The following is a 23,109-nucleotide window of genomic DNA, read 5'->3' on the forward strand; positions in this document are numbered from 1 at the left end:
CGAGGACATAAATCATGGCCCATACGGTCGCTTCCTTCGACGAGGATCTCGGGCAGATCAGCCGGCTCATCCGTGACATGGGCGATCTTGCCGGCTCGATGGTCGGCGCCTCGACCAAGGCTCTGCTCAATTCCGACAATGCTTTGGCGCAGCGCGTCGTCTCCGACGACGCCATCATGGATGCGCGTCAGCGCGAGCTCGACGACCGCGCCATCACGCTGATCGCCAAGCGCCAGCCGATGGCCGACGACCTGCGCAGCGTGGTCGGCGCGATCCGCATGGCCGGCGACCTCGAGCGCATCGGCGATCTCGCCAAGAACATCGCCAAGCGGGTCGGCTCGGTCGGCGTCAGCGCTGCGCCGCGCGACTTGACGCACTCCATCGACGCGATGGCGCAACTGGTGCTGATCCAGGTCCAGGGCGTGATCGAGGAGTACACCGCGGGCGACGCCACGGCGCTTGCCAAGCTCCGGAACGACGACGAGCGCGTCGACGTCAAATACACCTCCGTCTTCCGCGAGCTTTTGACCTACATGATGGAGGATCCGCGCAACATCACGGCCTGTACGCATCTCCTGTTCTGCGCCAAGAATCTGGAGCGCATCGGCGACCATGTCACCAACATCGCCGAGAATGCCTATTACGTGCTGACCGGCACCCAATTGCCCGCGAATCGTCCGAAGCAGGACGAGACGGCGATGTCGGCGCCGGCGGCCTGAGCAAAGGTGCCTGACAAATGATCGCCCCACGCATCATGGTGGTGGAGGACGAGGAGCCGCTGGGGGTGCTGCTCCGCTACAATCTCGAATCCGAAGGCTATCAGGTCGAGGTGGTGACCCGCGGCGATGAAGCCGAGATCCGCCTGCAGGAGAACGTGCCCGACCTTCTGGTGCTCGACTGGATGGTGCCGGCGGTTTCCGGCATCGAGCTTTGCCGGCGCCTCAGGATGCGGCCGGAGACCGAACGGCTGCCGATCATCATGCTGACCGCGCGCGGCGAGGAAAGCGACAGGGTGCGCGGCCTCTCGACGGGCGCCGACGACTACCTGGTCAAGCCGTTCTCGACGCCGGAATTCATGGCCAGGGTCAAGGCGCTGTTGCGCCGTGCCAAGCCGGAGGTGCTGTCCAGCGTGCTCAAGGTCGGCGACATCGTGCTCGACCGTGAATCGCACCGTGTCTACCGCAAGAAGAGCGAGATCAGGCTCGGCCCAACCGAGTTCCGGCTGCTCGAATTCATGATGCGGCATCCCGGCCGCGTGTTCTCGCGCAGCCAGCTGCTCGACAATGTCTGGGGCGAGACGATCTATATCGACGAGCGCACCGTGGACGTGCATGTCGGACGCCTGCGCAAGGCGGTCAACAACGGCCGCATGCCCGACGTCATCCGCACGATACGCGGGGCTGGCTACGCGATCCGCGAGGATTAAGTTTCAGGCACCGATGTTCTGACAGGTTATGCACTTCCAACATCCACGCTGGGGAGTAGCCGAGACGCTTTTGCTTCGTCATCCACGGGCGGAGCAAGGAGCGTAGCGACGCGGCGAAGACCCGAGGATCCATGCCGTGACTTCCACGCGCCGCGGCGGTGCAGAATTCTGCTCCGCTGCATCCGACGATTGAGGTAACGGAATGGATTCCAGGGTCTCCGCGACGGGAGCTTCGCTCCTGCTTCGCCCTGGAATGACGAAGCTGCGGGGCTTTCGCTAATCTCCGGCGCCTGGCAGGACACGGAACCCAACGATCACTTCAAGGCTGATCAGGCTACGTTCTTGCCCGTCCCCGCTCGCGCCTGGACGCCCGGCGCGAAAATCTCCTGGTCGACGAAGCTCAGCGCGCGCATGGCGCAGCCTTCGCGGATCAGCGGCAATTCGTTCGGCTCGGTGTCGAAGGAGATCGATTTGGAGTGCTGGCCGCCGGCGGTCTGGGCGATGGCTTCCCGCAGCGCCGGCTCGATCAGGTCGAAGGCCGCCGCGCTGACGCCGACCACGGCGACCGGCGCCGGGTCGATCAGCGCGAACAGGCTGCCCAGCCCAAAGCCCAGCGCCTCGCCCGCCCGGCGATAGGCCTCGCGCTCCGGCCCGTCTTTTTCACGCGCCTTCGCGGCAAGAGCCCGCATGTCGGCGTCGCCGACGTCGACCGGCTCGGCGTCCTCGCTCATCTTCATGGCGCTGCGCCAGATGGCGTAGTTGCCGGCGTAGGCCTCGACGCAGCCGCGGCGTCCGCAACGGCAAAGCGCGCCGCCGGGACGGTGGATCATGTGGCCGAACTCGCCGCCGGAGGAATGCGTGCCGGTGAACAACTCGCCCTTCAGCACCAGCCCCATGCCGATGCCGTGCGAAAGCAGGATGGCGATGAAATTGTCGCGATAGCGGTCGGGGTCGCGCCATTGCAGCGCCACCGCCATCATGTTGCAGTCGTTCTCCATGGTGGCGGGAATGCCGAACTCCTTTTCCAGGATGTCGGCAAAGGGAATGTCGGTCAAAGGCGTGATCGGCGACCACAGCATGGCGCGGGCATGGGAATCGGTGATGCCCTGGATGCCCATGGCGATGCGGGCGACGCTGGCGACATCGAGATCGGGGTCTTCCAGCCGGCGCCGGACGATCGCCGTGCATTCGCCGATCAGCTCGTCGCGCGGCATGGTGAGGGTGTCGAGACGCCGTTGCTCCTCGGCGATGACCTGGCCGGCATAGTCGATGACGGCGACGGAGAGGAAATTCAGCGACAGCACCACCGTCACCACCGCGGCCGCCTCGGGGTTGAGGGCGAGGCCGACCTGCGGCCGGCCGCGCTTCAGCGACGCGGTCTCGCTCGGCTTGCTCTCGGCCAGGATGCCTTCCTGGATGAGGTCCGCCGAGATCGCCGAAATCGTCGAGTGGCTGAGCCCGGTGGTCGCGGCGATTTCCGTGCGCGACGGCTGGCCGGCCCGGCGCACGGCCGAGAGCACCATGGCGCGGTTGCGCCGGCGCAGGTCGTCGTGGCGGATTCCGACCGACATCTCTTCCTTCCTCCCGGGCGTCGCGGCCTTCTCCTCATGCCATGGGCCGTCGCCGACGTGCCAGGGATACTGGCAGAAGCTGCCGGGACTGTCATTATTTATTGCGGAGCTCGAAAAAAAGTTTGCGGCACCTCAAAAACCATCAGAATCGCAGTTGACAGCGCTTCGGCGTTGCATCAGTGTTTTTTCGAGGCTCGAAAAAAAGCCTCTGTACCGGCCTTCGGGCCAGTCTGGGTCGCGCCGCAAGGGGCGCAGGGAGGAAATCATGAAGAGTTTCGCAGCCGCCATGCTGGCGGGTGTCGCCATGTCGCTGACGCTGGCGTCGGTCGCAGAGGCGAAGGACAAGGTGATTGGCGTTTCGTGGTCGAATTTCCAGGAAGAGCGCTGGAAGACCGACGAGGCGGCGATGAAGAAAGCCATCGAGGCCGCCGGCGACAAATACATCTCGGCCGACGCGCAGTCCAATCCGGGCAAGCAGCTGACCGATGTCGAGAGCCTGATCTCGCAGGGCGCCAACGCGCTGATCATCCTGGCGCAGGACGCTTCCGCAATCGGCCCGGCGGTGCAGAAGGCGCTGGACGAAGGCATTCCGGTGGTCGGCTACGACCGCCTGATCGAGAACAAGGACGTGTTCTACCTGACCTTCGACAACAAGGAAGTCGGCCGCATGCAGGCCCGCGAGGTGTTCAAGGCCAAGCCCGAAGGCAACTACGTCTTCATCAAGGGCTCGGGCTCCGATCCGAATGCCGATTTCCTGTTCTCGGGCTCGATGGAAGTGCTGAAGGAAGCCATCGACAGCGGCAAGGTCAAGAATGTCGGCGAGGCCTATACCGACGGCTGGCTGCCAGCCAAAGCGCAGAAGAACATGGAGCAGTTCCTGACCGCCAACGACAACAAGGTCGACGCGGTGGTGGCGGCCAATGACGGCACCGCCGGCGGCGTCGTCGCCGCGCTGACGGCTCAAGGCCTGGCCGGCACCGTTCCGGTCTCCGGCCAGGACGGCGACCATGCCGCGCTCAACCGCATCGCGCTCGGCACGCAGACGGTGTCGGTGTGGAAGGATGCGCGCGAGCTCGGCAAGAACGCCGCCGAGATCGCCTCGCAGCTCGCCGACGGCAAGAAGATGGCCGATATCGTCGGCACCAAGGACTTCACGACGCCTGGCGGCAACACCGTCAAGTCGCTGTTCCTGACCCCGGTCGCGATCACCAAGGACAATCTCAACGTCGTCATCGACGCCGGCTGGATCAAGAAGGACGAGGTCTGCGCCGGCGTTGCCGCCGGCAGTGTCGCGGTCTGCAATTAAGCCGACGACGCCTGTCCAAATCCTGACGCCGCGGCCCAGAGGCCGCGGCGTTTCTCAACAAGGTTTCCCGCTGCACATAAACCGGGAAAGTCTTTGGAGCAGCTCATCGTCCGGCAAGGTCGTCGAACAGCTGCAGCCGCTTGGTTTTCACGCAATTCCGGACGGGCTACACACTTTTCCTGGAATTGCTCTAGCATCGTGGCCCGGCATCCGCGCCAGACGGCAAGCCGGTGGGAGGAGATCATGACCGATACGACCTCTGATACGCCGGCCAACCCGGCCGCCGATCGCGCGCGGGCCTCCGAACTCAGCGCCGTCGGGCGCTTCCTCAAGGCGACCGAGCTCGACACGCGCATGCTCGGCATGGTCGGCGCGCTTTTGATCATCTGGATCGGCCTGCACGTCATTTCGAGCCTGCGGCTCGGCGTCAATCCGCTCGATTTCGACAGCCGCACGTTCCTTACGCCGCGCAATCTCTGGAACCTGTCGGTGCAGACTTCGGCCGTGGCGATCATGGCCTCCGGCATGGTGCTGGTCATCGTCATGCGCAACATCGACCTCTCCGTCGGCTCGGCCGAGGGGCTGATCGGCATGGTGATGGGCTTTGCCCAGGTGCATTTCCTGGTGCGCATGGTCGGGCTCGAGCTCGGCAATCCGTGGATCTGGGTGCTGGCGCTGTTGATCGGCCTAGCGCTCGGGTTGCTGATCGGCGCCTTCCAGGGCTTCGTCATCGCCTATCTCGAAGTGCCGGCCTTCATCGTAACGCTGGGTGGCTTGCTGGTCTGGCGCGGCGCTGCCTGGTGGGTCACCAGCGGCCAGACGGTGGCGCCGCTCGACGCCACCTTCCAGTTGATGGGCGGCGGACCGGCCGGCTCGATCGGCGCCAGATGGAGCTGGGTCGTCGGCGTCGTCGCCTGCCTGGCGGTGGTGTTTGCGCTGTTCAACGGTCGGGTGCAGCGCAAGCGCTTTCGTTTCCCGCTGCGCCCGATCTGGGCCGAGACGCTGCTCGGCGCCGTCAGCTGCGCGGTCATCATGGGCGCGGTTTGGCTCGCCAACTCCTATCCGTGGCCGGTCGGCATCGTGAACCGCTACGCCGCCGCCAACAACATCACCGTTCCCGAAGGCGGCCTGTTCATCGCCCATGGCATCGCCATTCCGGTGCTCATGGCGGTCGCGGTCGGCCTGATCATGACTTTCATCACCAAGCGCACCCGCTTCGGCCGCTATGTCTTTGCCATCGGCGGCAATCCGGAGGCGGCGAACCTTGCCGGCATCAACACGCGCTGGATCACCATGAAGGTGTTCATGATCATGGGTGTGCTGGCGACGATCGCCGCGGCCATCTCGTCCGCCAGGCAGAATTCATCGACCAATGCGCTGGGCACCCTGGACGAGCTGCTGGTCATAGCCGCGGCGGTCATCGGCGGCACTTCGCTTGCCGGCGGTTCCGGAACCGTGCTCGGCGCCATGCTTGGCGCGCTTTTGATGCAGTCGCTGCAGTCCGGCATGGTGCTGCTCGGCGTCGACTCGCCGCTGCAGAGCATCGTCGTCGGCGCGGTGCTGGTCGTCGCGGTCTGGCTCGACACCATCTACCGCAAGCGCGTCTGATCAGGCAGGGAGGAGAAGGATCATGGCTGAGAAAACCGCTCCCGCGGACGTCCCGCTGGTCGACATGCGCAACGTCTCGATCGCCTTCGGCGGCATCCGCGCCGTCGACGACGCGTCCATCGATCTCTTCCCCGGCGAAGTGGTGGCGCTGCTCGGCCACAACGGCGCCGGCAAGTCGACGCTGATCAAGATCCTGTCCGGCGCCTACAAGCGCGATGCCGGGCAGATCTTCGTCAACGGCGAGGAGGCACCGATCTCCAACCCGCGCGACGCCAAGAAATACGGCATCGAGACGATCTACCAGACGCTGGCGCTTGCCGACAATGTCGATGCCGCCGCCAATCTGTTCCTCGGCCGCGAGCTGATGACCGCCTGGGGCACGCTCGACGACGTCGCCATGGAGGCCGAGGCGCGCAAGGTGATGGGCCGGCTCAATCCGCGCTTCCAGCGCTTCAAGGAGCCGGTGATCAAGCTGTCCGGCGGGCAAAGGCAGTCGGTGGCGATCGCCCGCGCGATCCTGTTCAATGCCCGCATCCTGATCATGGACGAACCGACCGCGGCCCTCGGTCCCCAGGAGACGGCCCAGGTCGGCGAGCTGGTGCGGCAGCTCAAGGCCGACGGCATCGGCATCTTCCTGATCAGCCACGACATCCACGACGTTTTCGAGCTGGCCGACCGGGTCTGCGTGATGAAGAACGGCCAAGTGGTGGGCACCGCCCGCACCAGCGACGTGACGCAGGACGAGGTGCTCGGCATGATCATTTTGGGCAAGTGCCCGCCGGGCGCGATTCCGGGTCCGGGAGCGCTGAAGATCGCGGCGTAAGGCAATAAGTTAGTTGGCTAATTTACGATTAGGTGATGTGCCAGTGGCCGTGATGGATTGGCCTCGCCATTGTGTTGGCACGGAGACTTGCCCATAAAGGTGGTCAACCATCGAGGGCCGCATCCAACATTGAAAAAACTCTTTCCGATCGTCGCATTCATTGCCGTCTCGCTGATCAGCCTGACGATGGCGGGGTTCGCCTATTTCGCGACCCAGGAAGCGGCGCGCATCAAGTTCGAGGGAACGGCCGACGATGCGCTCAACCGCATCGAGAGCCGCATCGACCTGCATCTGTCGCTGTTGCGCTCGACGCAGGCGCTGTTCGATGCCCGCAACGGCGATATCGCGCGCGGCGAGTTCAACGCCTTCTTCACGGCGCTCGATATCGACGACAATTTCGCCGGCCTGCGCGGCATCGGCTTCCTGAGGCTGGCCAAGACCGGCGACGTGGCCGCGGTCGAGCGCGACATCCTGCACGATCACGGTTCAGCGCATCCGATCTACCCGGCCACGACGCAGCAGCCGTGGCGCACGCCCATCGTGCTTTTCGAGCCGCTCGATACCTCCAGCCAGTCGATCATCGGCTTCGATATGTTCAGCGAACCGGTGCGGCGGGCGGCGATCGAGAAGGCCATGGCCGACGACCAGCAGCATGCCAGCGGCCTTATCCAACTCGGCGAGGGCGCCGGCGCGACGCAGACCTTCCCCGGATTCCTGGTTTTCGTGCGGCTGAACGTGGAAACGGCCCCGGACGTCATCAATGCCAGCCGCTCCTCGACCGCAGGCTTTCTCTATGCCGCCTTCCGCGCGCGCGATTTGTTCCAGGTGGCGCTCAGCAAGGCACCGTTGCTGCCGGTCAATGTCGAGATCTATGACGGCAAGCCGGGTGCCGACAATCTCCTGTTCCGCTCGGAGGCGCCGCCGGCCGATTCCCTGGGTACGAAGCTCGTGGCGCGCCGGGATATCGTCGTGGCCGGCCGACCTTGGACTGTTCTGTTTCGGCCGACGAGCGCTTTTTCGCTGCCTTCCTCGCGCGCCATTCCGGTGATGCTCGGGCTGTTCGGCCTGCTGCTGGCCGGGGCGATCGCCCTGGTGGCCCGTTATCAGGAGCGCGCCTATGAGGCGAAGTCGCTGCTGCATGAAGCGACGGAGAAGAGCCTGCTGGAAAAGGATCTGATCCTGCAGGAGATGAAGCACCGCATCAAGAATTCGATCACCAGGGTGCTGGCGATCGCGCGGCAGACTGCCTCCCACGCCACCGACGTGAAGGAATTCTCGGCATCGTTCTCGGCGCGGCTGCAGGCGATGGCGGCTTCACAGGACATGCTGACACGCTCGCGCTGGCAGAAGGCGGACCTTGGCGATCTCCTGCGCATCGAGCTCGGGCAGGTGTTCGGCAAGGAGCTTCCCGAAGGCATATTGTCGGGGCCGGAGGTGCTGCTCGACGAGACGACGACGCAGGCGCTCGGCCTGACCTTCCACGAGCTTGCCACCAATGCGCTGAAATACGGCGAGGCCGGCAATTCTGTTGGTGCGTTGAAAGTCAGCTGGGCGGTTGAAGCGCGCGGCCGCGAGCGGACGCTGGTGCTCGAATGGCGCGAGACAGGGCAGGAAAGACTGGAAGCACCGGCAAAGACCGGTTTCGGCACCAAGCTGATCGATCTCAATGTCACACGGGAATTGCGCGGCACGATCAGGCGCGATTTTCAGGCCGACGGCCTGAAGGTGGAAATAAGGATTCCGCTGACAGGGTGAACGGATCGAATCCGTTCAGAGCAGTTCACCGTTTCACGGAAACGCCGAACTGCTCTAACTATTTGTTTTTACGCAATTCCGGACAGAAAACCGTTGCACACTTTTCCTGGAATTGCTCTAGCGAGCGACCGGCCGTTCAAACACAAGAAATGGAGGCCGGCGGGCCGGCCTCCAGATCGACATTCTCACCGGACTAAGCAATTCCGGACGGAAAAACCGTTACACACTTTTCCTGGGATTGCTCTGTCGGGGGATCAGTTGCAGCGGGCGGTGTAGATCCGGCCGCGATGATCACGATACTGGCAATAGCCATTGCGCAGGTTGCGGACCAGCAGGCCGGATCCGGCGCCGACAGCCGCACCGATCAGCGCGCCCTTGCCGCCGCCGACCAAGCCGCCCACACCGGCGCCGATCAGGCCGCCGCCGACCACATCCTGCTCGGTCGTGGTGCAGCCGCTGACAGCGACCACGGCAACCATGGCAATGATCATCTTCCGCATAAAATTGCTCCTCACTTTTGTCCTCACTTTCGGCAGTGCCGTCCGCCATTTAGCACGAAAAAACGGGCTTTGCCTGCCCGATCTTATTGTTGCTGAAGAGAGTCTTTTTCGGGGCGCGCGCCGTTGGACATATTTGCCGCCCAAAGTTTCTTGCCGCAGACATGACGCGCCATCCCAGGAGCCCTCGGCGACTGTGCGGTTGCCTTGAAATCGGGACGGTTGCCGAATCAGGTCAACTGCCACGCCGCCGCCAGAGCCAGGGCAGCGAGGAGCGCGACGGCGCCGAGGCGAAGCGAAAGATGCGAGGAGCGGGGCGAGGGCGGCGCCTCGGCGTCCTGGAAGCCGCTCATCGAGACGCGCGCGGCCTGCTCCAACCTGTTCATGTCGGCAATCATCATTTTAGTCCTCCCGAATCGCGTGCCAAATCGTGCGTGACTGGGCGCGGCTGGGCGTTCCGGCGCACCTTCGCCGGGAATACAGAATCGGACTTTATGGTGAACAGCCGGTTAAGGGCCTTGCCGGCGAATGTCCGTGGCCCGCGGCGTGGCGGTCATTCCATCTCGAAATTGCCGCGCGGGATCGTGAGGCGATATTCGAGACGACTCTCGTCGATCTCGAGGCTGGCGGAGCCGTTCAGCGACGTCGGCACGACGCGTTCCAGAGCGACGCTGCCAAAGCGCTTTTTGTTGCGCCGGCCGGCGCCGATCCTCTCCGTCCATACCAGCAAAAGGCCGGGCGAGGCCCCGCTGCCGGATGCGATCTTGGCGCTTACCTCGACATGGCCGTCAGGCCGCGACAGGGCACCATAACTCACCGAATTCACGGCGAGCTCATGCATGGCCAGCCCGACATGCAGGGCGGCGTTTGGGTTGAGGTAAGGGTTTTCGCCATCGAAACGCAAACTGCGGCGCGGGTCGGCGCTGTAGCGGCCGACCTGGCCAGATACGAGCTCTTGAAGTGCTGCTCCCCGCCAGTTGGAGGATGTCACCAGATCCTGAGACGAGGCGAGCGACTGAATGCGGCCGCGAAAACGCGTCAGGAAGTCGCCAAGCGTCTCCGAGTAGCGCCCGGTCTGTGTGGCGATGCTCTGGATGATGGCCAGAAGGTTCTTCGAGCGATGGCTGACCTCCCGCAGCAGCGTCTTCAGCGTCTGTTCGCGGCGCTTCTGCTCCGTCGTCTCGACCATGGTGGTGACGACGCCCTGGACCTCACCGGTATCGCCATGATCGGCATCGACCCAAATCTGGAACCAGCGCACGCCGTCACTCCCGGGAATGCCGAGCTCGAGACGGTCCGCGTTGCCGGTTTCAACCGCCCTGCGTTTGGCTGCGCTGATGCGCTCGGCTTGTGCGGGGGAGAGCAAATCCTTGCCGTCGGCCGTCTCGGCCGCCCAGGGCGCGCGCATGTTGCGGGCCCAAACGGTCTTCATGTCGCGGTCCTGATAGAGGACTGAAATTCCGGCATTGTGAAGCGCGTGGAGCAGCGCGCGTCCCAGCTGCATCCCGCTCTCCGCCGGATGCATCGCGATCACCTCGTCGCCGCGCTTGTCCGTATCGTCCTTCTCTGATGCCTTGGAACGCATCCAATACTTCCCGCATCCAGGCTGACCGGCTTTACGACAGACGGCTGCTTCGGCCTTGACGTGCCGAGGCTGCGCGCAGCCTCAAAAACGGTCCGCCGGACGACGTCCTTTGGGGACACCGCCCGGCGGTGGCTGGAAACCGTTTGAGGGGTGCGGCTTCCAGTGTTCGACGCTCCACGCCTCAGGCTCGTCTAAAGAGGCCGGCGATGAGCGAAATCACCAGGAAGGCGAGGAAGATGAAGAACAATATCTGCGCGATGCCAGCCGATGTGCCGGCAATGCCGCCGAACCCAAGCGCGCCGGCGATGATCGCAACCACAAGAAAAACGAGCGCCCAGTACAGCATGATACGTCTCCTTCTAACGTCTTGAAAAACGTGGCTAGATGCCGTTTGTTCCACCATTTACGGAAAAAGACGATCCCCCTGAAGCGCTTTCACGGATCGGGCTTCGCACGGCTTCATGCCAGGCGGGGCCTCGCATGAAACCTCGGTCGTCGGACCTTGGTGCGGTCAGGCTGCGGCCTTTGCCTGGCGGTCGAAGAAGAGCGCCTGGCTGATCAGAGCCTTGACCATATCGGGATTGAACGGCTTGGTCACCAGAAACGCCGGTTCCGGGCGCTCGCCGGTCAGCAGGCGTTCGGGGAAGGCGGTGATGAAGATCACCGGCACCGGCGTCGAGGACAGGATCTCGTTCACAGCCTCGATGCCCGAGCTGCCGTCGGCGAGCTGGATGTCGGCCAGGACCATTTTCGGACGCGTCCTGCCGAACATGGCCACCGCTTCGGCGTGGGTGCGCGCGGTGCCGACAACGCGGTGGCCAAGGCTTTCGACCATCTCCTCGATGTCCATGGCAATCAGCGGCTCGTCCTCGATGATCAGCACATCGGTCGCGACCTGGCGGGAAATCTCGCTGCTTGCCTGGGCAAGCAATTCGGAGAATTCCTGTTCGTCGGCATCGAGGATTTCCGCCGCCTCGTCCTCGCTGAAGCCTTCCACGGCGACCAGCAGGAACGCCTGCCGCGGCCGCGGCGCGATCGCATTCAGATTGGCGGCTGCTCGCTGTTCCCAAGCGGTCTGCGCATTCTCTTGAGGCACGCGGATGGCAATCGAGGTGAAAAGCCTGGCAAAAACCTTGTACAATGCGATCCGGTCGCTCGATGCCTTGGGGAAGACTTCGGTGTCGGCGATGATGGCCTCCAGCATGGCGGCGACCAATGCGTCACCGCTTTCCTGCGATCCCGAGACGGCGCGCGAGAAACGGCGAAGGAACGGCAGGTGAGGAGCGATGGTTGCGGACAGGCTCATATTTGACGTCTCCCTCAGATGACGTTGTTGCATTTCATTAGACCATACGGGTCGCAAACCCCGACAAATCAACGTCGCCTTTCCGAAAAAGTTCCGCCGCGCATGGAACTAAATTAGGAAACGGACGTTTCGGGCTTTCGGGATGGGCAACCCAGACAAGGGTGCCGCTTGCGTTATGGTTTTGTGGTTCTAGAGCGGTTCGAGTGCTGGGAATTAGGGCAAATATGAAAGAAATGTCAAAGAATCCAACGACTGGCGCCTCGGGCAGGCACCGGAATGGGGGTGGCAATCCACTCGGACCAAACTCCGAAATCGCCCGCAAACTCAAGCAATATTACGACGAGCTGGTCTCCGATCAGGTGCCGGATCGATTCGCTCAGTTGCTGAGCCAGCTGGAAAAGGCCGAGCCCGCCGAGAAAAAGGACTGAGGCATGGCGGCGGTCTCCCAGAGCTTCAAGACCGAGTTGCTCGGTGCCATACCGAGCCTGCGCGCCTTTGCGGTGTCGCTGACGCAGAATGCCGACAAGGCCGATGACCTCGTCCAGGAAACCCTGGTCAAGGCGTGGGACAAGCACGAGAGCTTTCAGCCGGGCACCAACCTCAAGGCCTGGCTGTTCACCATCCTGCGCAACGAATTCTATTCCCAGATGCGCAAGCGCGGCCGCGAGGTGCAGGACAGCGACGGCATCATGACCGCCAGGCTCGCCGTTCACCCTGCCCAGCATGGCCAGCTCGACCTCAAGGATTTTCGCGGCGCGCTGGAACAACTGCCCGAGGATCAGCGCGAAGCCATCATCCTGATCGGCGCGTCCGGCTTCTCTTACGAAGAGGCGGCCGAGATTTGCGGCTGCGCGGTCGGCACGATCAAGAGCCGAGTCAGCCGGGCGCGCGCCAGGCTGCAGGATATCCTCAAGATTTCCGGTGAGGACGAATACGGCCCTGACGCGATTTCCGCGCAGGTGACCGGCTCAAACGCGGCCTGACTCCGACGTCCGGTTTCTTCTCAGGCCGCGACTTCGTCAAGCCGCTTTGGCGCGCCCGCAGGCCGTCGCCACGGCCTCGATCAGATCGTCTCCCGAGTACGGTTTTGCGACCAGCTGGATTTCCGGAAAGGAGCCCTCGATCTCTTCCGAGTCGGAATGACCGGAGGCAAAGACGAACGGAATGCCGGCGTTGCGCAATCGTGCGGCGAAGTCGAGCGTCGAGGTGCCGCCAAGCATCAGGTCGACGATGGCGGCGTCGAACCACGACAGCCCATCCCGCCGGTCGATCTCGGCTAGATCGTCGACAATCGTGACGTCGGCGGCGCCCTGGTCGCGGCACAGCTGCTCGACATCCATTGCGATCAGGACTTCATCTTCCAGGATCAGGATACGCAATCCGTCAAGCAATGGGGGCACGTGTCGGCGACTCCTACAATGGGCCGCAGTCATGCGCGGTATTTGGCGCTCTGTCATTTAAAAAAGACATGACCGGGTGTGCAGCTTCGTGATCGCGGAACCTCCATCCGCGTGAAGCGTTTCTATCCGCCCGATCGGGGCAGGGATTTCGAAGAGGGGTCGAAATGTCCGGCCAGAGCGCCCGTTCTGTTACAACCCGCCAACATTCTTGCGACAAGTGTCCGCTGCGACCTTTGCCGGCCTTTCGCACGTTCGAAAAACAAGAACTTCTGTTCGTCAGCACCTTCAAGAAAGGGGAACTCGCCGTCGACAGGGGCGCAACCGTGTTGGTCGAAGGCAGCCACAGCGCGCATCTCTACACGATCCTTTCGGGTTGGGCGTTCCGTTACAAGCTATTGCCTGACGGGCGGCGGCAAATCCATTCCATGCCTGGCGATCTCATTGGCCTGCAGGGCAGCCTGATGGGGGAAATTGAGCCCACAGGATCGGAACCTTGGTACCGATCGGGCGTTGAAACCGAAGCAAACGCAAGGAGTTAGACGATGGCGACCGCCGCAGGCAAATCCTCGACAGATGCACCGACCACGGCCGATCTCGAGGCCGACATCCAGCAGTTGAAAGCCGACATCGAAAAGCTCACCAAGCAACTCGCCAAGACCGGAGAGCATGGTTACGGAGCGGCGCGCCGCGCGGCCAGCGAAGGCGTCGAGCAGTTGCGTGCCCAGGGCGAGGCTGCGTTCGAAAGCGTGCGCGGCGGTGCTCAGGATATCGAGGCACAGCTCATAGCCAGCGTTCGCGAAAGACCGGTGACGTCGCTGGCGATCGCGGCGGGCGTCGGCTTCCTGTTCGCGCTTCTTTCGCGCCGCTAGCCCGCAGATGGGGACGCTGGTTTCGCTGATTTCGGGCCTTGCTTCCGGCGAGGCGATGGCCGCGTTGCAAAGAACGCGGACGACGGCAATCCTCTATGGGCTTGCCGGTATTTTCGCCCTGTCCGGCGCCGGCTTCCTCGTCGGTGCGGCCTATATCTGGCTGGCGGCGCGCTACGGGGCGTTGGCGGTCAGCCTCGGCTTCGGCATCGGCTTCCTGGTGATCGCCGGGCTCATCCTTGCGATCCACAAGTTGACCACCGGCAGGCGCGCGCGGCGGCGGGCGCGCCGGCGCAAGGCCGACATGACGGCGGTCGGCGTTACAGCGGCGCTTGCGTTGCTTCCGGCGCTTGCGAAGAGCAAGGGCGGCCTGGGCGCCGTTCTGGCGCCCGCGCTCGCGCTCGTCGCTTATGCCATCTACCGCGAGAATGTGAAGCCCGGGCCCGAGGATCCGGATTCCGACGTAAAGCCGTAGGCAGGCCGCCCCGCATCCCCGACGAAGCGGCTGATATCGGCCGTCAACTTGGCTGACTTGCTATCCTCTATCCTCCATGCGCAACGCCCCGCGGCAAGCCCGATCGCTGCCGAACCGCGCCGTCGGCAACGGAACCTTCGCGGAAAGGGCCCGTTACCCGACCATGCCGTGACCGAAGCGCCCGCCGCCACGCAACACGGAGGCCAATATGACCAAGATCATTCCTGAAGACAAAGCCCGCCAGGGGCATTGGGGCTGGCACGCGCTCAGGATCCTCATCGCCGGGCTGTTGTTGGCCTTCATTGCCTGGGCCGCGGTCGAGATCTATGGCGAGATGATCAAGAGCCAGGCGACCAGTGAACAGACCGTGCCTCAGGCGCCGGCAACTGGGCCGGCAACTGGGCAGAAACCCACGCAAGGCGGCTGACCCATCACGCCGCCTTTGCCTGCGCGTCGCTTGCCGGAACCAATACGTTCAACGCGCCGGGATGAATCTCGATCACCGTCTCGCGCTCCAGCTTGACCAACTCGCCGTCCATGACCGCCCTGAACTTCTTCGTCGGCGAATGGATCTTCAGGACGGCCCTGTCGGCCTGATGGATTTCGACATGTTCGCTGTCGCGCAGCCGGCCGCGCAACATCGCGAGGAGCAGTTTCACCAGATGGTGACGGCGACGGGCGACGCTGACATAGATGCCAAGCACACCCCCGGCCGGATTGTCCGCGTAGGGCAGATGGCCCTCGCCGAAGAGGTTGTTGCTGATACCGATGCCGGTGGTGCGGGTGACGATCTCGGCCTTGCCGATGGTCAAGGTCACTTTGAGGGTGTGCGGGCTCTTGATCGTCGCCCATCCGGCGCGAACGGAAGCCTGCATCTTTCCCAGCCGTGACCCAAAATTCATGCTCTCTCGAAGCTGAACCATGCTGGCATGCATGCCGATGGAAAACTGATGCACGAAGGGCTGGCCGTTGGCGCTTGCCATGTCGACGGCCGTCACCTCGCCCTCGGCAAAGGATTTCAGCGCCGCATCCAGCGTCTGCGGGATGCCAAGGCCGCGCGCGAAGAGATTCATCGTGCCGGCCGGCAGTATGGCCAAGGCCTTTTTCTTGTTCATGAGAAGGGTTGCCGCCGTAGAAATCGTGCCGTCGCCGCCTCCGGCGATCACGACGTCGACACTGCGCTTCGCTACGGCTTTTTCCAGAGCAGCGGCGATTACGCGGCCGTCAACGATGTCGACCTCAACCGAATGGCCTGCCGCTTCCAGCGTCTGGCGCAGGCGGTCGGCAAAGGCTGAAATATCGGTCGTGCGCAGCGTGCCGCCGTCCTTGTTCAGCACCGCAGCAAACCGCATGTCCCGCTCCGTCTCTTCCATTCTTGGGCCGGAAACGAGCCCCGGCCGCAGGCTGAAACGGAAGGGCCGCGGAAAGGTTCCGCGCGCGGCGGCAATCGCTGGTTGAGCAACGTCCACGTGGTTGGAACATCCCCCCGCTCACGACGTTGTGAAGCTGTGGAATAGGGCCGCGCCCGACCTGCTCTTGAAGAGGCCGGTCGCGGATGCGGCGTGCACGAAATTAGACAGGAGGAGATACGATCATGATCCGCACTCTTTTTGCGACGACCGCGCTTGCAACACTGGTTGCAACCGGGGCCTTCGCCCAGACGGCAACGCCGGCACAGCCGCCTGCCGCCGAAAACCCCGCTCCCGTGATCCGCGCGGACGGCGCCCTGATGACCAACATCATCGGGGAATCCGTCTATAACGGCACCGGCAAGGACGCCCAGGATATCGGCAAGATCGACGACGTCGTCTTCGACGCAAGCGGCAAGGCCACGTCGGCAATCATCGGCGTCGGCGGATTCCTTGGCGTCGGCACGAAGGACGTTGCCTTCGACTACAGCAAGATGGAATGGGCCGAGAAGAACGGTGACCGCTGGCTGGTGGCCAAGACGACCAAGGACGAGCTGAATGCTCAGCCTGCGTTCGACCGCAAGCCTTACGATCCAGCCCCGGCGCAGCCGGCGGATGCTACTCAGCCTGCAACCACTGGAACGGCGCAGGCGCCCGCTCAGCCGGCTGAACCGGTGAAGAAGGCCGACGGCAATCTCGCCACCAATATCATGGGCGAGTCTGTCTACAATGGCACCGCCGACGACGCCCAGAAGATCGGCGACGTGAACGACATCGTGCTTGCCAAGGACGGCAAGGCAGAGTCGCTCGTCATTGGCGTTGGTGGGTTCCTTGGCATCGGTGAAAAGAGCGTCACCTATGACTTCGCCAAGGCAAAGTGGGCGGAAAAGAACGGCGATCGCTGGCTGGTGGCCGAGACCACCAAGGAGCAGCTGCAGGCTCAACCGGACTTCAACCGCAAGGCTTACGATCCGGCGCCGGCCTCGACAAGCACTGCTGCGTCGAACGAGACGCCACCTACCACAACGCCCGCTGTGGCGTCGTCCGACACCACGGCCGGCAAGGAGGCTAAGCCAGCCCAAACTGCGCAGGCGACCACCGAGACCAAGCCTGCGGACTCCGGCACGTCCGCCACCGACACGACGCAGACAGCTTCGATCGACAAATCGACGCTGACCGAAATGCCGATGGACAATATCCGGGGCGACGATCTGAAGGGCGCCACCGTCTATGGCGCCAGCGACGCCAAGATCGGCACAATCGGCGATGTCGTGCTGAAGGACAACAAGCCGGACGCCGTGATCGTCGACGTTGGCGGCTTCCTCGGCATTGGCGCCAAGGAAGTGGCGGTCGGCATGGACAAGCTCAAATTCATGACCGACAAGGACGGCAAGAAGTACCTCTACACCAACTTCACCAAGGAACAGCTGCAGGCGCAGGCGGCCTATGACAAAGGCACCTATGCCGAGAAGCGCGACCAGCAGCGGATGATTCTGAAGTAAGGGAGTAGGGGAGTAGGGGAGTAGGCAGTGGGCAGTAGGCAGTGGGCAGTAGGGCATATGTTCGGGAACGAGCTTCCCAACCCCTACTGCCTATTTCCTAGCGACATAGCCGGCCACGCCGTCCTCCGTCAGCTCCGCCAGCGCCAGTGACTGGTCGAGATGCCTGGCGCGCCAGGCGAGCAGCTTTTCGGCAAATTCCAGTCGCACCGGCAGATAGGCGGTGTCGCGCGCGACATTGCTCAGTTCTCCCGGATCCTTCGCGAGATCGAACAGCAGTGGCGGCAGGCCGCCGCCGAAATGGACATATTTGAAATCCTCCGTGCGAATGACTGCCAGGTTGCAGTCGCGCGAGCCGACGCCGAAATGATGCTCAGCTTCGCCCTCGGCGACCGAGCGGAAATCGAACTCCCAATGCGCGGCGTCGCGCCAGTCGCCTGGCTGGTCACCGTCGAGCCAGGGTGCCAGCGATCTGCCGTCGAGATGTGGCTGCGGTGCGGAGCCGATCAGGTCGAGCAAAGTCGCATAGATGTCGACGGCTTCGGTGAAGCGGTCAACCGATGCGCCGGCAGTTGTTCCGCGGCTGGGATCGCGGATGATCAGCGGAATGTGGTAGCTGGCGTCGAAGAAGCCGCCTTTGCCCAGCATGAAATGGTCGCCCATCATCTCGGCGTGGTCGGAGGTGAGCACGATCACGGTGTCGTCCCAGGCGCCCGCCGCCTTCAGCGCCTGCCAGATGCGGCCGAGCTGGGCGTCGAGCTCGGAGATCATGCCGTAATAGATCGCGCGGATGCGTCGGAAGTTTTGCTCGCTCCAGTCCGGCACCTTGCCCTCGATGCCCGGAACGAATTTTGTCCGCTTCTGCAGGCCAAGATCGTAAGCGAGATAGGGATGGCTTTCGACCTCGGCCTGCCAGTTTGCGGCGCGCTGGAAAGCGGGGCCGTCGGCCGGGTCGTACAGGGTGTTGTAGGGCTCCGGCACGATGAAAGGCGGGTGCGGGCTGATGAAGGAGATGTGGGCGAACCATGGCACGACCTGCTCCTGCTCCCCAAGCCAGCGGATGAACTCGCCGGCGAGAAATGCGGTGGGCGTCTGGTCTTTCGAATAGACCGGCGGCGCGTTGGTCACGTCGCCACCGACCTTGCCTGGCCCGACTGCCGGACGATGGATGTCAGGGCTGCCCGCGCTGGCGTCGATGCCTTGCGCTTGCAGCCAGGACAGCCACTGCTTCTGGTGCTCGGGCAGCGCCTGCCGCACGGTGAAGCCGGGCAGCACATCCTCATAGCTGCGCAGCCGCGGATCGCCGGCCGAGAGCCGGCGTGGATCAGGCGCCACATCGGTGTAGCCGAACAGCGTCGGGTCGTAGCCCGCCGCGCGCGCCGAAAGTGCGATGTTGCCGTGGCGGGCGTCGAGCGGTGAGCCGTTGCGGCAGACGCGGTTGTTCATCTGGTAGAGGCCGGTATAGAGGCAGGCACGCGCCGGAGAGCAGGGCGCGGCCCCGCCAAAGTGGCGCCGGAATAGCACACCCTCGGCGGCCAGCGCGTCGGCATTCGGCGTTTTCACCACCGGATGGCCGGCCGCCGACAGGCAATCGCCACGCCACTGGTCGCAAGTGATGAGGAGAACATTCGGGCGGCTCAATCGGTTGTCCAAAGTCTTCTCCTCAAGAAGGCGCGCCGCTCATGGAGCCGAATTTCGCCAGCGTTGCAAGACCAAGTCAGTTTCGTCAATTGGTGAACGTAAATTCTATGCTCGTTCACTTTTATGACACAGTCCATTCTGTGTTTGCGTGCTTTCCCGTCGTCAGGCCTATCCTCATATTGGCGTGGACAGCGGCGAGGGCCGCAGCAAGGATAGGGAAGGAGCATGATCATGCTCAATCAGATCAAGGGCCTGCATCACGTCACCTCGATGGCGAGCGATGCGCGCCGCAACAATGAATTCTTCACGAGGAAGCTCGGCCTGCGCCGGGTCAAGAAAACCGTCAATTTCGACGCGCCGGACGTCTATCACCTCTACTACGCCGACGAGTTCGGCACGCCTGGCTCGGTGATGACCTATTTCCCGTTCCCCGACATCGGCAAGGGCCGGCATGGGGTCGGCGAGGTCGGCACCACGGTCTTTTCCGTGCCCGAGGGCACGCTTGGTTACTGGGAAAAACGCTTTGCCGATGAAGGCGTGAGCGGTGTTGCCCGCTCGACAAGCTTCGGCGAGAAGCGGCTCACCTTCACTGGTCCCGACGGCGATAGTTTTGCGCTCGTCGAAGACAGGGCCGACACCAGAGCGCCCTGGGTCAAGGGCGGCGTGCCCGGTGACGAAGCGATCCGTGGCTTTCACTCGGTCGCGCTCAGATTGAAAGACGGCGGCGCCACCGAGGAGCTGTTGAAGTTCATGGGCTATGAGGAGGTCGATAAATCCGGCAGCGTCCGCCGACTGGCGATCAAGAACGGCAATGGCGCGGATGTCGTCGATATCGAATCGCTGCCCGGCGCCGGCTTCGCCAATCTCGGCGCCGGCTCGGTCCACCATGTCGCCTTCGCGGTCGAGGATCGCGCCAAGCAGCTTGAGGTGCGCAAGGCGCTGGTCGACACCGGCTACGGGGTGACGCCGGTCATCGATCGCGATTACTTCTGGGCGATCTATTTCCGCACGCCGGGCGGCGTGCTGTTCGAGGTTTCCACGAACGAGCCGGGCTTCAACCGTGACGAGGACACCGCGCATCTCGGCGAGGCGCTGAAGCTGCCGACGCAGCATCAGCATCTGAGGCCCTATCTCGAACAGCACCTGCAGAAGCTGGAAGACTGACGCCATGAGCAAGGACGCCTATATCCACAAAGTGCTGCCCGGTGCGCCGGGCAGCCCGCTGCTCTTCGTCTTCCACGGAACCGGAGCCGACGAGAACCAGCTCCTGTCCTTCGGCCGCGAGCTTCTGCTTTCAGCGACGATCATCTCGCCGCGCGGCGACGTGTCCGAGCATGGCGCCGCCCGCTTCTTCCGCCGCACCGGCGAGGGCGTCTACGACATGAACGATCTCGCGCGGGCGACGGCCAAGATGGCGGGCTTCGTCAAGGCGCATGTCGAGGCGGAAAAACCCTCGGCGGTGTTCGGGCTCGGCTATTCCAACGGCGCCAACATCCTGGCTTCGGTGGTGTTCGCTGAGCCGGACCTATTCGAGGTCGCGGCGCTGATGCATCCGCTCATCCCGTTCGAGCCGGAGGTGCAGGGCAGCCTTGCCGGCCGCCACATCCTGATCACGGCCGGCAGGCGCGATCCGATCTGCCCGCCGAACCTGACGGCGCGGCTGGAAGCCTATTTGCGCGCCGACGGGGCCGATGTCACAGTGGAATGGCACGACGGCGGGCACGAGGTGCGGCCGAATGAAATCGAAGCGGCGCGGCGGCTCTTCGCATCCGCGTCTGCCGCCGAAGGAGACAAGAACAATGGCTGACCAACTGCCCGAGATCGAACTGGAAGACCATGGCTCGAAGGGGCGCTACGTGCTGCGCGGTCCCGGCGGCGCCGAGGCCGAGATGACCTTCACCAAGGTCGGCGAGCACCAGCTCATCATCGACCACACCGAAGTGCCGGATGTCTTCCGCGGCCAGGGCGCCGGGCTTCGGCTCGTCACCCGCGCGGTCGAGGACGCGCGCGCCGCCGGCAAGAAGATCATCCCGCTCTGCCCCTTCGCCAACGCCCAATTCCGCCGCCATCCGGAATGGGCGGATGTGCTGAAGCGTTGAGTTCTTCCCTTCTCCCCTTGTGGGAGAAGGTGGCCGCGAAGCGGCCGGATGAGGGGTGTTCCAGGGAAAGCCAACGTCTCACTCCGCTGGAACACCCCTCAACCGTCTCGGCGCTGCGCGCCGATCCACCTTCTCCCACAAGGGGAGAAGGAAAAGAGCTGCCCAGCCACAACTACGAACACGCCACTGGCATTTGCGCAGTTCGGCCATCTTGCCTAAGTAGACAGATCAGCTGCGGATTCTCCCGCCCCCCGATCTGCCACCTCAAAAGCGAATGGCCTGATGACCGAACCCGACCTCATTCCCGTTTTCGACGGCCACAACGACACGCTGCTTCGGCTTTACCAGCCGAAGGAAGCGGATGTCGAAAAGCTGTTCATCGAGGGCACGCCCGGCGGCCATATCGACCTGCCGCGCGCCAAAAAGGGCGGCTTTGCCGGCGGCATGTTCGCGATCTTCCCGCCGCCGATCGAAAAGACCAAGCGCAGCGCCGTGCCGCCGGCGCCGAGCGACAATGAACCCCTGCCGCCGGAACTGCCGCGTGCCGAGGCGATCACCTCGACCATCGGCATGGCCTCGATCCTGTTCCGGCTGGAGCGCGCCGGCGCGCTGAGCGTGTGCCGCAGCGCCGGCGACGTGCGCGATGCGATGGCGAAGGGTTCGATCGCGGCGGTCTTCCACATCGAGGGCGTCGAGGCGATCGATCCCGAGCTTGCCATGCTTGACGTGCTTCATGCCGCCGGCCTGCGCTCGCTGGGCATCGTCTGGAGCCGTCCAAATGCTTTCGGCAATGGCGTGCCGTTCCGCTTTCCCTCGTCGCCCGATACCGGGCCGGGGCTGACCGACGCCGGCAAGGCGCTGGTCAAGGCATGCAACCAGCTCAGGATCATGATCGATCTCTCGCATCTCAACGAGAAGGGTTTTCGCGATGTCGCGGCGCTGAGCGATGCGCCGCTGGTCGCGACACACTCCAACGTCCATGCGATCTGCGGCCATTCGCGCAACCTGACCGACTGGCAGCTTGGCGCCATCCGCGAGTCCGGCGGCATGGTGGGTCTGAACTTCGCCACCGGCTTCCTGCGCGAGGACGGCCGCATGAACGCCGACACCGGACTCGACATCATGGTGCGCCATATCGACTCGCTCTTGCAGGCGCTAGGCGAGGACGGCGTCGGGCTCGGCTCCGACTTTGATGGCGCGATGATCCCGGCGGTCATCGGCGACGTCGCCGGCCTGCCCAAGCTGATCGACGCGCTCGCCGCGCGCGGCTTCGGGCGCGCGCTGATCGAGAAGATCGCTTATCGGAACTGGTTGAGTGTGCTGGAAAGGACCATCGGCTAGGCCTTCCGTGTGAGTGCACGATCACAGATTTAGAAGATCGGAGCCCAGCGCTTTTCAGGTCGTCATTCTAGGGCGAAGCAGGAGCGAAGCTCCGTCGCGAAGACCCTAGAATCCATGCCGTTACCTTCGCCAAGGAGTGCAACGGAGCAAAATTCTGCACCGTAGCAGCGCTTCCAAGTCACGGCATGGATTCTAGGGTCTGCGCCGCGTCGCTTCGCTCCTTGCTCCGCCCTAGAATGACGATTGAAGCCTAAGCGCCGATACGCTTCAGCCATTCCTTGCCGACGCCGCGGTCGCGGATGATCGGTAAGGGGTCTTCATGGTCGAGCCTCGCGCAGATGCGGTAGACCTCCAGCGTCTCGGCATTCATCTCGCCGCGCTTGAAGAAATACATCGCCGCCGCATAGCGGGTGCGGCCGGACCACATCTCGCCGAGCGGTGTGTTGACCAGCTGCCACTGCTCGGCGGCTTCCGCCTCCGCGTCCAGGTGCTCGCTTGCCAT

The 23,109-nt window shown here is 63.7% G+C and carries 26 protein-coding genes and 1 pseudogene; 17 read left to right on the forward strand and 10 right to left on the reverse strand.

The window, feature by feature from the left end; genetic code table 11:
• Nucleotides 1-11 precede the first annotated feature (11 nt).
• Entirely contained in the window at nt 12-719 is a 708-nt protein-coding gene (gene phoU / locus EJ071_RS08980) for a phosphate signaling complex protein PhoU (RefSeq protein WP_126097555.1), read from the forward strand.
• A 17-nt stretch (nt 720-736) separates the two neighbouring features.
• Entirely contained in the window at nt 737-1,426 is a 690-nt protein-coding gene (phoB, locus tag EJ071_RS08985) for a phosphate regulon transcriptional regulator PhoB (RefSeq protein ID WP_010911896.1), read from the forward strand.
• A gap of 329 nt (nt 1,427-1,755) precedes the next feature.
• Here phoB and EJ071_RS08990 read toward each other — a convergent pair whose 3' ends face one another.
• Nucleotides 1,756-2,997, reverse strand: coding sequence for an ROK family transcriptional regulator (locus EJ071_RS08990; RefSeq protein WP_126097556.1), 1,242 nt, complete (start codon nt 2,995-2,997; stop codon nt 1,756-1,758).
• 265 nt (nt 2,998-3,262) lie between these two features.
• On the opposite strand from EJ071_RS08990, the gene xylF reads away from it, so the two are divergent.
• The 4 genes from xylF (at nt 3,263) to EJ071_RS09010 (ending at nt 8,489) form a co-directional block, all read left to right on the forward strand.
• Nucleotides 3,263-4,303: a D-xylose ABC transporter substrate-binding protein gene (gene xylF, locus EJ071_RS08995; RefSeq protein ID WP_126097557.1), complete on the forward strand. Its 1,041-nt coding sequence runs from the start codon at nt 3,263-3,265 to the stop codon at nt 4,301-4,303.
• Between the two features lie 243 nt (nt 4,304-4,546).
• Nucleotides 4,547-5,911, forward strand: a complete 1,365-nt coding sequence (locus tag EJ071_RS09000) for a sugar ABC transporter permease (RefSeq protein ID WP_126097558.1) — start codon at nt 4,547-4,549, stop codon at nt 5,909-5,911.
• A gap of 22 nt (nt 5,912-5,933) precedes the next feature.
• A complete protein-coding gene (locus EJ071_RS09005) occupies nt 5,934-6,734 on the forward strand; it encodes an ATP-binding cassette domain-containing protein (protein WP_126097559.1) in 801 nt (266 codons plus the stop codon).
• Nucleotides 6,735-6,863: 129 nt separating this feature from the next.
• On the forward strand, nt 6,864-8,489 hold the full coding sequence (locus tag EJ071_RS09010) for a CHASE domain-containing protein (RefSeq protein WP_126097560.1): 1,626 nt from the start codon (nt 6,864-6,866) through the stop codon (nt 8,487-8,489).
• Between the two features lie 254 nt (nt 8,490-8,743).
• Here EJ071_RS09010 and EJ071_RS09015 read toward each other — a convergent pair whose 3' ends face one another.
• The 5 genes from EJ071_RS09015 to EJ071_RS09030 all read right to left on the reverse strand — a co-directional run bounded on the left by EJ071_RS09015 (nt 8,744) and on the right by EJ071_RS09030 (nt 11,877).
• A complete protein-coding gene (locus tag EJ071_RS09015; protein ID WP_027166589.1) occupies nt 8,744-8,989 on the reverse strand; it encodes a YMGG-like glycine zipper-containing protein in 246 nt (81 codons plus the stop codon).
• 227 nt (nt 8,990-9,216) lie between these two features.
• On the reverse strand, nt 9,217-9,387 hold the full coding sequence (locus tag EJ071_RS38410) for a hypothetical protein (protein ID WP_189521431.1): 171 nt from the start codon (nt 9,385-9,387) through the stop codon (nt 9,217-9,219).
• Nucleotides 9,388-9,539: 152 nt separating this feature from the next.
• A complete protein-coding gene (locus EJ071_RS09020; protein ID WP_126097561.1) occupies nt 9,540-10,571 on the reverse strand; it encodes a PAS domain-containing sensor histidine kinase in 1,032 nt (343 codons plus the stop codon).
• 181 nt (nt 10,572-10,752) lie between these two features.
• The gene (locus EJ071_RS09025) at nt 10,753-10,917 is read right to left on the reverse strand and encodes a DUF1328 domain-containing protein (RefSeq protein WP_018429836.1); all 165 of its coding nucleotides are present in this window, start codon (nt 10,915-10,917) and stop codon (nt 10,753-10,755) included.
• A 165-nt stretch (nt 10,918-11,082) separates the two neighbouring features.
• Nucleotides 11,083-11,877, reverse strand: a complete 795-nt coding sequence (locus tag EJ071_RS09030) for a response regulator (protein ID WP_126097562.1) — start codon at nt 11,875-11,877, stop codon at nt 11,083-11,085.
• A 224-nt stretch (nt 11,878-12,101) separates the two neighbouring features.
• Here EJ071_RS09030 and EJ071_RS09035 point away from each other — a divergent pair, with 224 nt between their 5' ends.
• Nucleotides 12,102-12,305: a NepR family anti-sigma factor gene (locus EJ071_RS09035; RefSeq protein WP_126097563.1), complete on the forward strand. Its 204-nt coding sequence runs from the start codon at nt 12,102-12,104 to the stop codon at nt 12,303-12,305.
• A gap of 3 nt (nt 12,306-12,308) precedes the next feature.
• On the forward strand, nt 12,309-12,860 hold the full coding sequence (locus EJ071_RS09040) for an RNA polymerase sigma factor (RefSeq protein WP_040973662.1): 552 nt from the start codon (nt 12,309-12,311) through the stop codon (nt 12,858-12,860).
• Nucleotides 12,861-12,896: 36 nt separating this feature from the next.
• On the opposite strand, the gene EJ071_RS09045 is transcribed toward EJ071_RS09040, so the two are convergent.
• Nucleotides 12,897-13,277 (reverse strand): response regulator, encoded by a 381-nt coding sequence (locus EJ071_RS09045; RefSeq protein ID WP_245460181.1) that lies wholly within the window; start codon nt 13,275-13,277, stop codon nt 12,897-12,899.
• A 164-nt stretch (nt 13,278-13,441) separates the two neighbouring features.
• On the opposite strand from EJ071_RS09045, the pseudogene EJ071_RS09050 reads away from it, so the two are divergent.
• From EJ071_RS09050 to EJ071_RS09065, 4 genes and pseudogenes are all read left to right on the forward strand, one after another.
• Nucleotides 13,442-13,753: pseudogene (locus EJ071_RS09050) on the forward strand (cyclic nucleotide-binding domain-containing protein); the annotation flags it as partial.
• A gap of 66 nt (nt 13,754-13,819) precedes the next feature.
• Entirely contained in the window at nt 13,820-14,146 is a 327-nt protein-coding gene (locus EJ071_RS09055; protein WP_126097565.1) for a DUF883 family protein, read from the forward strand.
• A 7-nt stretch (nt 14,147-14,153) separates the two neighbouring features.
• Entirely contained in the window at nt 14,154-14,618 is a 465-nt protein-coding gene (locus EJ071_RS09060) for a hypothetical protein (RefSeq protein ID WP_126097566.1), read from the forward strand.
• Between the two features lie 208 nt (nt 14,619-14,826).
• Nucleotides 14,827-15,045, forward strand: a complete 219-nt coding sequence (locus EJ071_RS09065) for a hypothetical protein (protein ID WP_126097567.1) — start codon at nt 14,827-14,829, stop codon at nt 15,043-15,045.
• 4 nt (nt 15,046-15,049) lie between these two features.
• Here the strand turns inward: EJ071_RS09065 and EJ071_RS09070 are convergent, their stop codons facing one another.
• A complete protein-coding gene (locus EJ071_RS09070) occupies nt 15,050-15,970 on the reverse strand; it encodes a diacylglycerol kinase family protein (protein ID WP_126097568.1) in 921 nt (306 codons plus the stop codon).
• 242 nt (nt 15,971-16,212) lie between these two features.
• On the opposite strand from EJ071_RS09070, the gene EJ071_RS09075 reads away from it, so the two are divergent.
• A complete protein-coding gene (locus EJ071_RS09075; RefSeq protein WP_126097569.1) occupies nt 16,213-17,529 on the forward strand; it encodes a PRC-barrel domain-containing protein in 1,317 nt (438 codons plus the stop codon).
• A gap of 90 nt (nt 17,530-17,619) precedes the next feature.
• On the opposite strand, the gene EJ071_RS09080 is transcribed toward EJ071_RS09075, so the two are convergent.
• Entirely contained in the window at nt 17,620-19,179 is a 1,560-nt protein-coding gene (locus EJ071_RS09080) for an alkaline phosphatase family protein (RefSeq protein ID WP_126097570.1), read from the reverse strand.
• A 219-nt stretch (nt 19,180-19,398) separates the two neighbouring features.
• Here EJ071_RS09080 and EJ071_RS09085 point away from each other — a divergent pair, with 219 nt between their 5' ends.
• From EJ071_RS09085 to EJ071_RS09100, 4 genes are all read left to right on the forward strand, one after another.
• A complete protein-coding gene (locus EJ071_RS09085; RefSeq protein ID WP_126097571.1) occupies nt 19,399-20,331 on the forward strand; it encodes a VOC family protein in 933 nt (310 codons plus the stop codon).
• Between the two features lie 4 nt (nt 20,332-20,335).
• The gene (locus EJ071_RS09090; RefSeq protein ID WP_126097572.1) at nt 20,336-20,974 is read left to right on the forward strand and encodes an alpha/beta hydrolase; all 639 of its coding nucleotides are present in this window, start codon (nt 20,336-20,338) and stop codon (nt 20,972-20,974) included.
• Nucleotides 20,967-21,266 carry a GNAT family N-acetyltransferase gene (locus EJ071_RS09095; RefSeq protein WP_126097573.1) on the forward strand — a complete coding sequence of 100 codons (300 nt, stop codon included), beginning with the start codon at nt 20,967-20,969 and terminating at the stop codon, nt 21,264-21,266. The genes EJ071_RS09090 and EJ071_RS09095 overlap by 8 nt, the downstream gene beginning before the upstream one ends.
• A 282-nt stretch (nt 21,267-21,548) precedes the next feature.
• Nucleotides 21,549-22,607 carry a dipeptidase gene (locus tag EJ071_RS09100; protein WP_126097574.1) on the forward strand — a complete coding sequence of 353 codons (1,059 nt, stop codon included), beginning with the start codon at nt 21,549-21,551 and terminating at the stop codon, nt 22,605-22,607.
• 250 nt (nt 22,608-22,857) lie between these two features.
• On the opposite strand, the gene EJ071_RS09105 is transcribed toward EJ071_RS09100, so the two are convergent.
• On the reverse strand, nt 22,858-23,109 hold the full coding sequence (locus EJ071_RS09105; RefSeq protein WP_126097575.1) for a hypothetical protein: 252 nt from the start codon (nt 23,107-23,109) through the stop codon (nt 22,858-22,860).

Origin of the sequence: Mesorhizobium sp. M1B.F.Ca.ET.045.04.1.1, from assembly GCF_003952465.1 — a bacterium.
Taxonomy (GTDB): domain Bacteria; phylum Pseudomonadota; class Alphaproteobacteria; order Rhizobiales; family Rhizobiaceae; genus Mesorhizobium; species Mesorhizobium shonense.

Excerpts from the sequence above, each read along its gene's own strand:
- EJ071_RS09070 (WP_126097568.1), bottom strand. The coding sequence starts at position 15,970 with ATGCGGTTTGCTGCGGTGCTGAACAAGGACGGCGGCACGCTGCGCACG.
- EJ071_RS09100 (WP_126097574.1), top strand. The coding sequence starts at position 21,549 with ATGACCGAACCCGACCTCATTCCCGTTTTCGACGGCCACAACGACACG.
- EJ071_RS09025 (WP_018429836.1), bottom strand. The coding sequence starts at position 10,917 with ATGCTGTACTGGGCGCTCGTTTTTCTTGTGGTTGCGATCATCGCCGGC.
- xylF (WP_126097557.1), top strand. The coding sequence starts at position 3,263 with ATGAAGAGTTTCGCAGCCGCCATGCTGGCGGGTGTCGCCATGTCGCTG.
- EJ071_RS09095 (WP_126097573.1), top strand. The coding sequence starts at position 20,967 with ATGGCTGACCAACTGCCCGAGATCGAACTGGAAGACCATGGCTCGAAG.
- EJ071_RS09020 (WP_126097561.1), bottom strand. The coding sequence starts at position 10,571 with ATGCGTTCCAAGGCATCAGAGAAGGACGATACGGACAAGCGCGGCGAC.
- EJ071_RS09040 (WP_040973662.1), top strand. The coding sequence starts at position 12,309 with ATGGCGGCGGTCTCCCAGAGCTTCAAGACCGAGTTGCTCGGTGCCATA.
- EJ071_RS09005 (WP_126097559.1), top strand. The coding sequence starts at position 5,934 with ATGGCTGAGAAAACCGCTCCCGCGGACGTCCCGCTGGTCGACATGCGC.
- EJ071_RS09000 (WP_126097558.1), top strand. The coding sequence starts at position 4,547 with ATGACCGATACGACCTCTGATACGCCGGCCAACCCGGCCGCCGATCGC.
- EJ071_RS09035 (WP_126097563.1), top strand. The coding sequence starts at position 12,102 with ATGAAAGAAATGTCAAAGAATCCAACGACTGGCGCCTCGGGCAGGCAC.
- EJ071_RS09055 (WP_126097565.1), top strand. The coding sequence starts at position 13,820 with ATGGCGACCGCCGCAGGCAAATCCTCGACAGATGCACCGACCACGGCC.
- EJ071_RS09060 (WP_126097566.1), top strand. The coding sequence starts at position 14,154 with ATGGGGACGCTGGTTTCGCTGATTTCGGGCCTTGCTTCCGGCGAGGCG.
- EJ071_RS09105 (WP_126097575.1), bottom strand. The coding sequence starts at position 23,109 with ATGGCAAGCGAGCACCTGGACGCGGAGGCGGAAGCCGCCGAGCAGTGG.
- EJ071_RS38410 (WP_189521431.1), bottom strand. The coding sequence starts at position 9,387 with ATGATGATTGCCGACATGAACAGGTTGGAGCAGGCCGCGCGCGTCTCG.
- EJ071_RS09030 (WP_126097562.1), bottom strand. The coding sequence starts at position 11,877 with ATGAGCCTGTCCGCAACCATCGCTCCTCACCTGCCGTTCCTTCGCCGT.
- phoB (WP_010911896.1), top strand. The coding sequence starts at position 737 with ATGATCGCCCCACGCATCATGGTGGTGGAGGACGAGGAGCCGCTGGGG.
- EJ071_RS08990 (WP_126097556.1), bottom strand. The coding sequence starts at position 2,997 with ATGTCGGTCGGAATCCGCCACGACGACCTGCGCCGGCGCAACCGCGCC.
- EJ071_RS09065 (WP_126097567.1), top strand. The coding sequence starts at position 14,827 with ATGACCAAGATCATTCCTGAAGACAAAGCCCGCCAGGGGCATTGGGGC.
- EJ071_RS09015 (WP_027166589.1), bottom strand. The coding sequence starts at position 8,989 with ATGCGGAAGATGATCATTGCCATGGTTGCCGTGGTCGCTGTCAGCGGC.
- EJ071_RS09075 (WP_126097569.1), top strand. The coding sequence starts at position 16,213 with ATGATCCGCACTCTTTTTGCGACGACCGCGCTTGCAACACTGGTTGCA.
- EJ071_RS09090 (WP_126097572.1), top strand. The coding sequence starts at position 20,336 with ATGAGCAAGGACGCCTATATCCACAAAGTGCTGCCCGGTGCGCCGGGC.
- EJ071_RS09085 (WP_126097571.1), top strand. The coding sequence starts at position 19,399 with ATGCTCAATCAGATCAAGGGCCTGCATCACGTCACCTCGATGGCGAGC.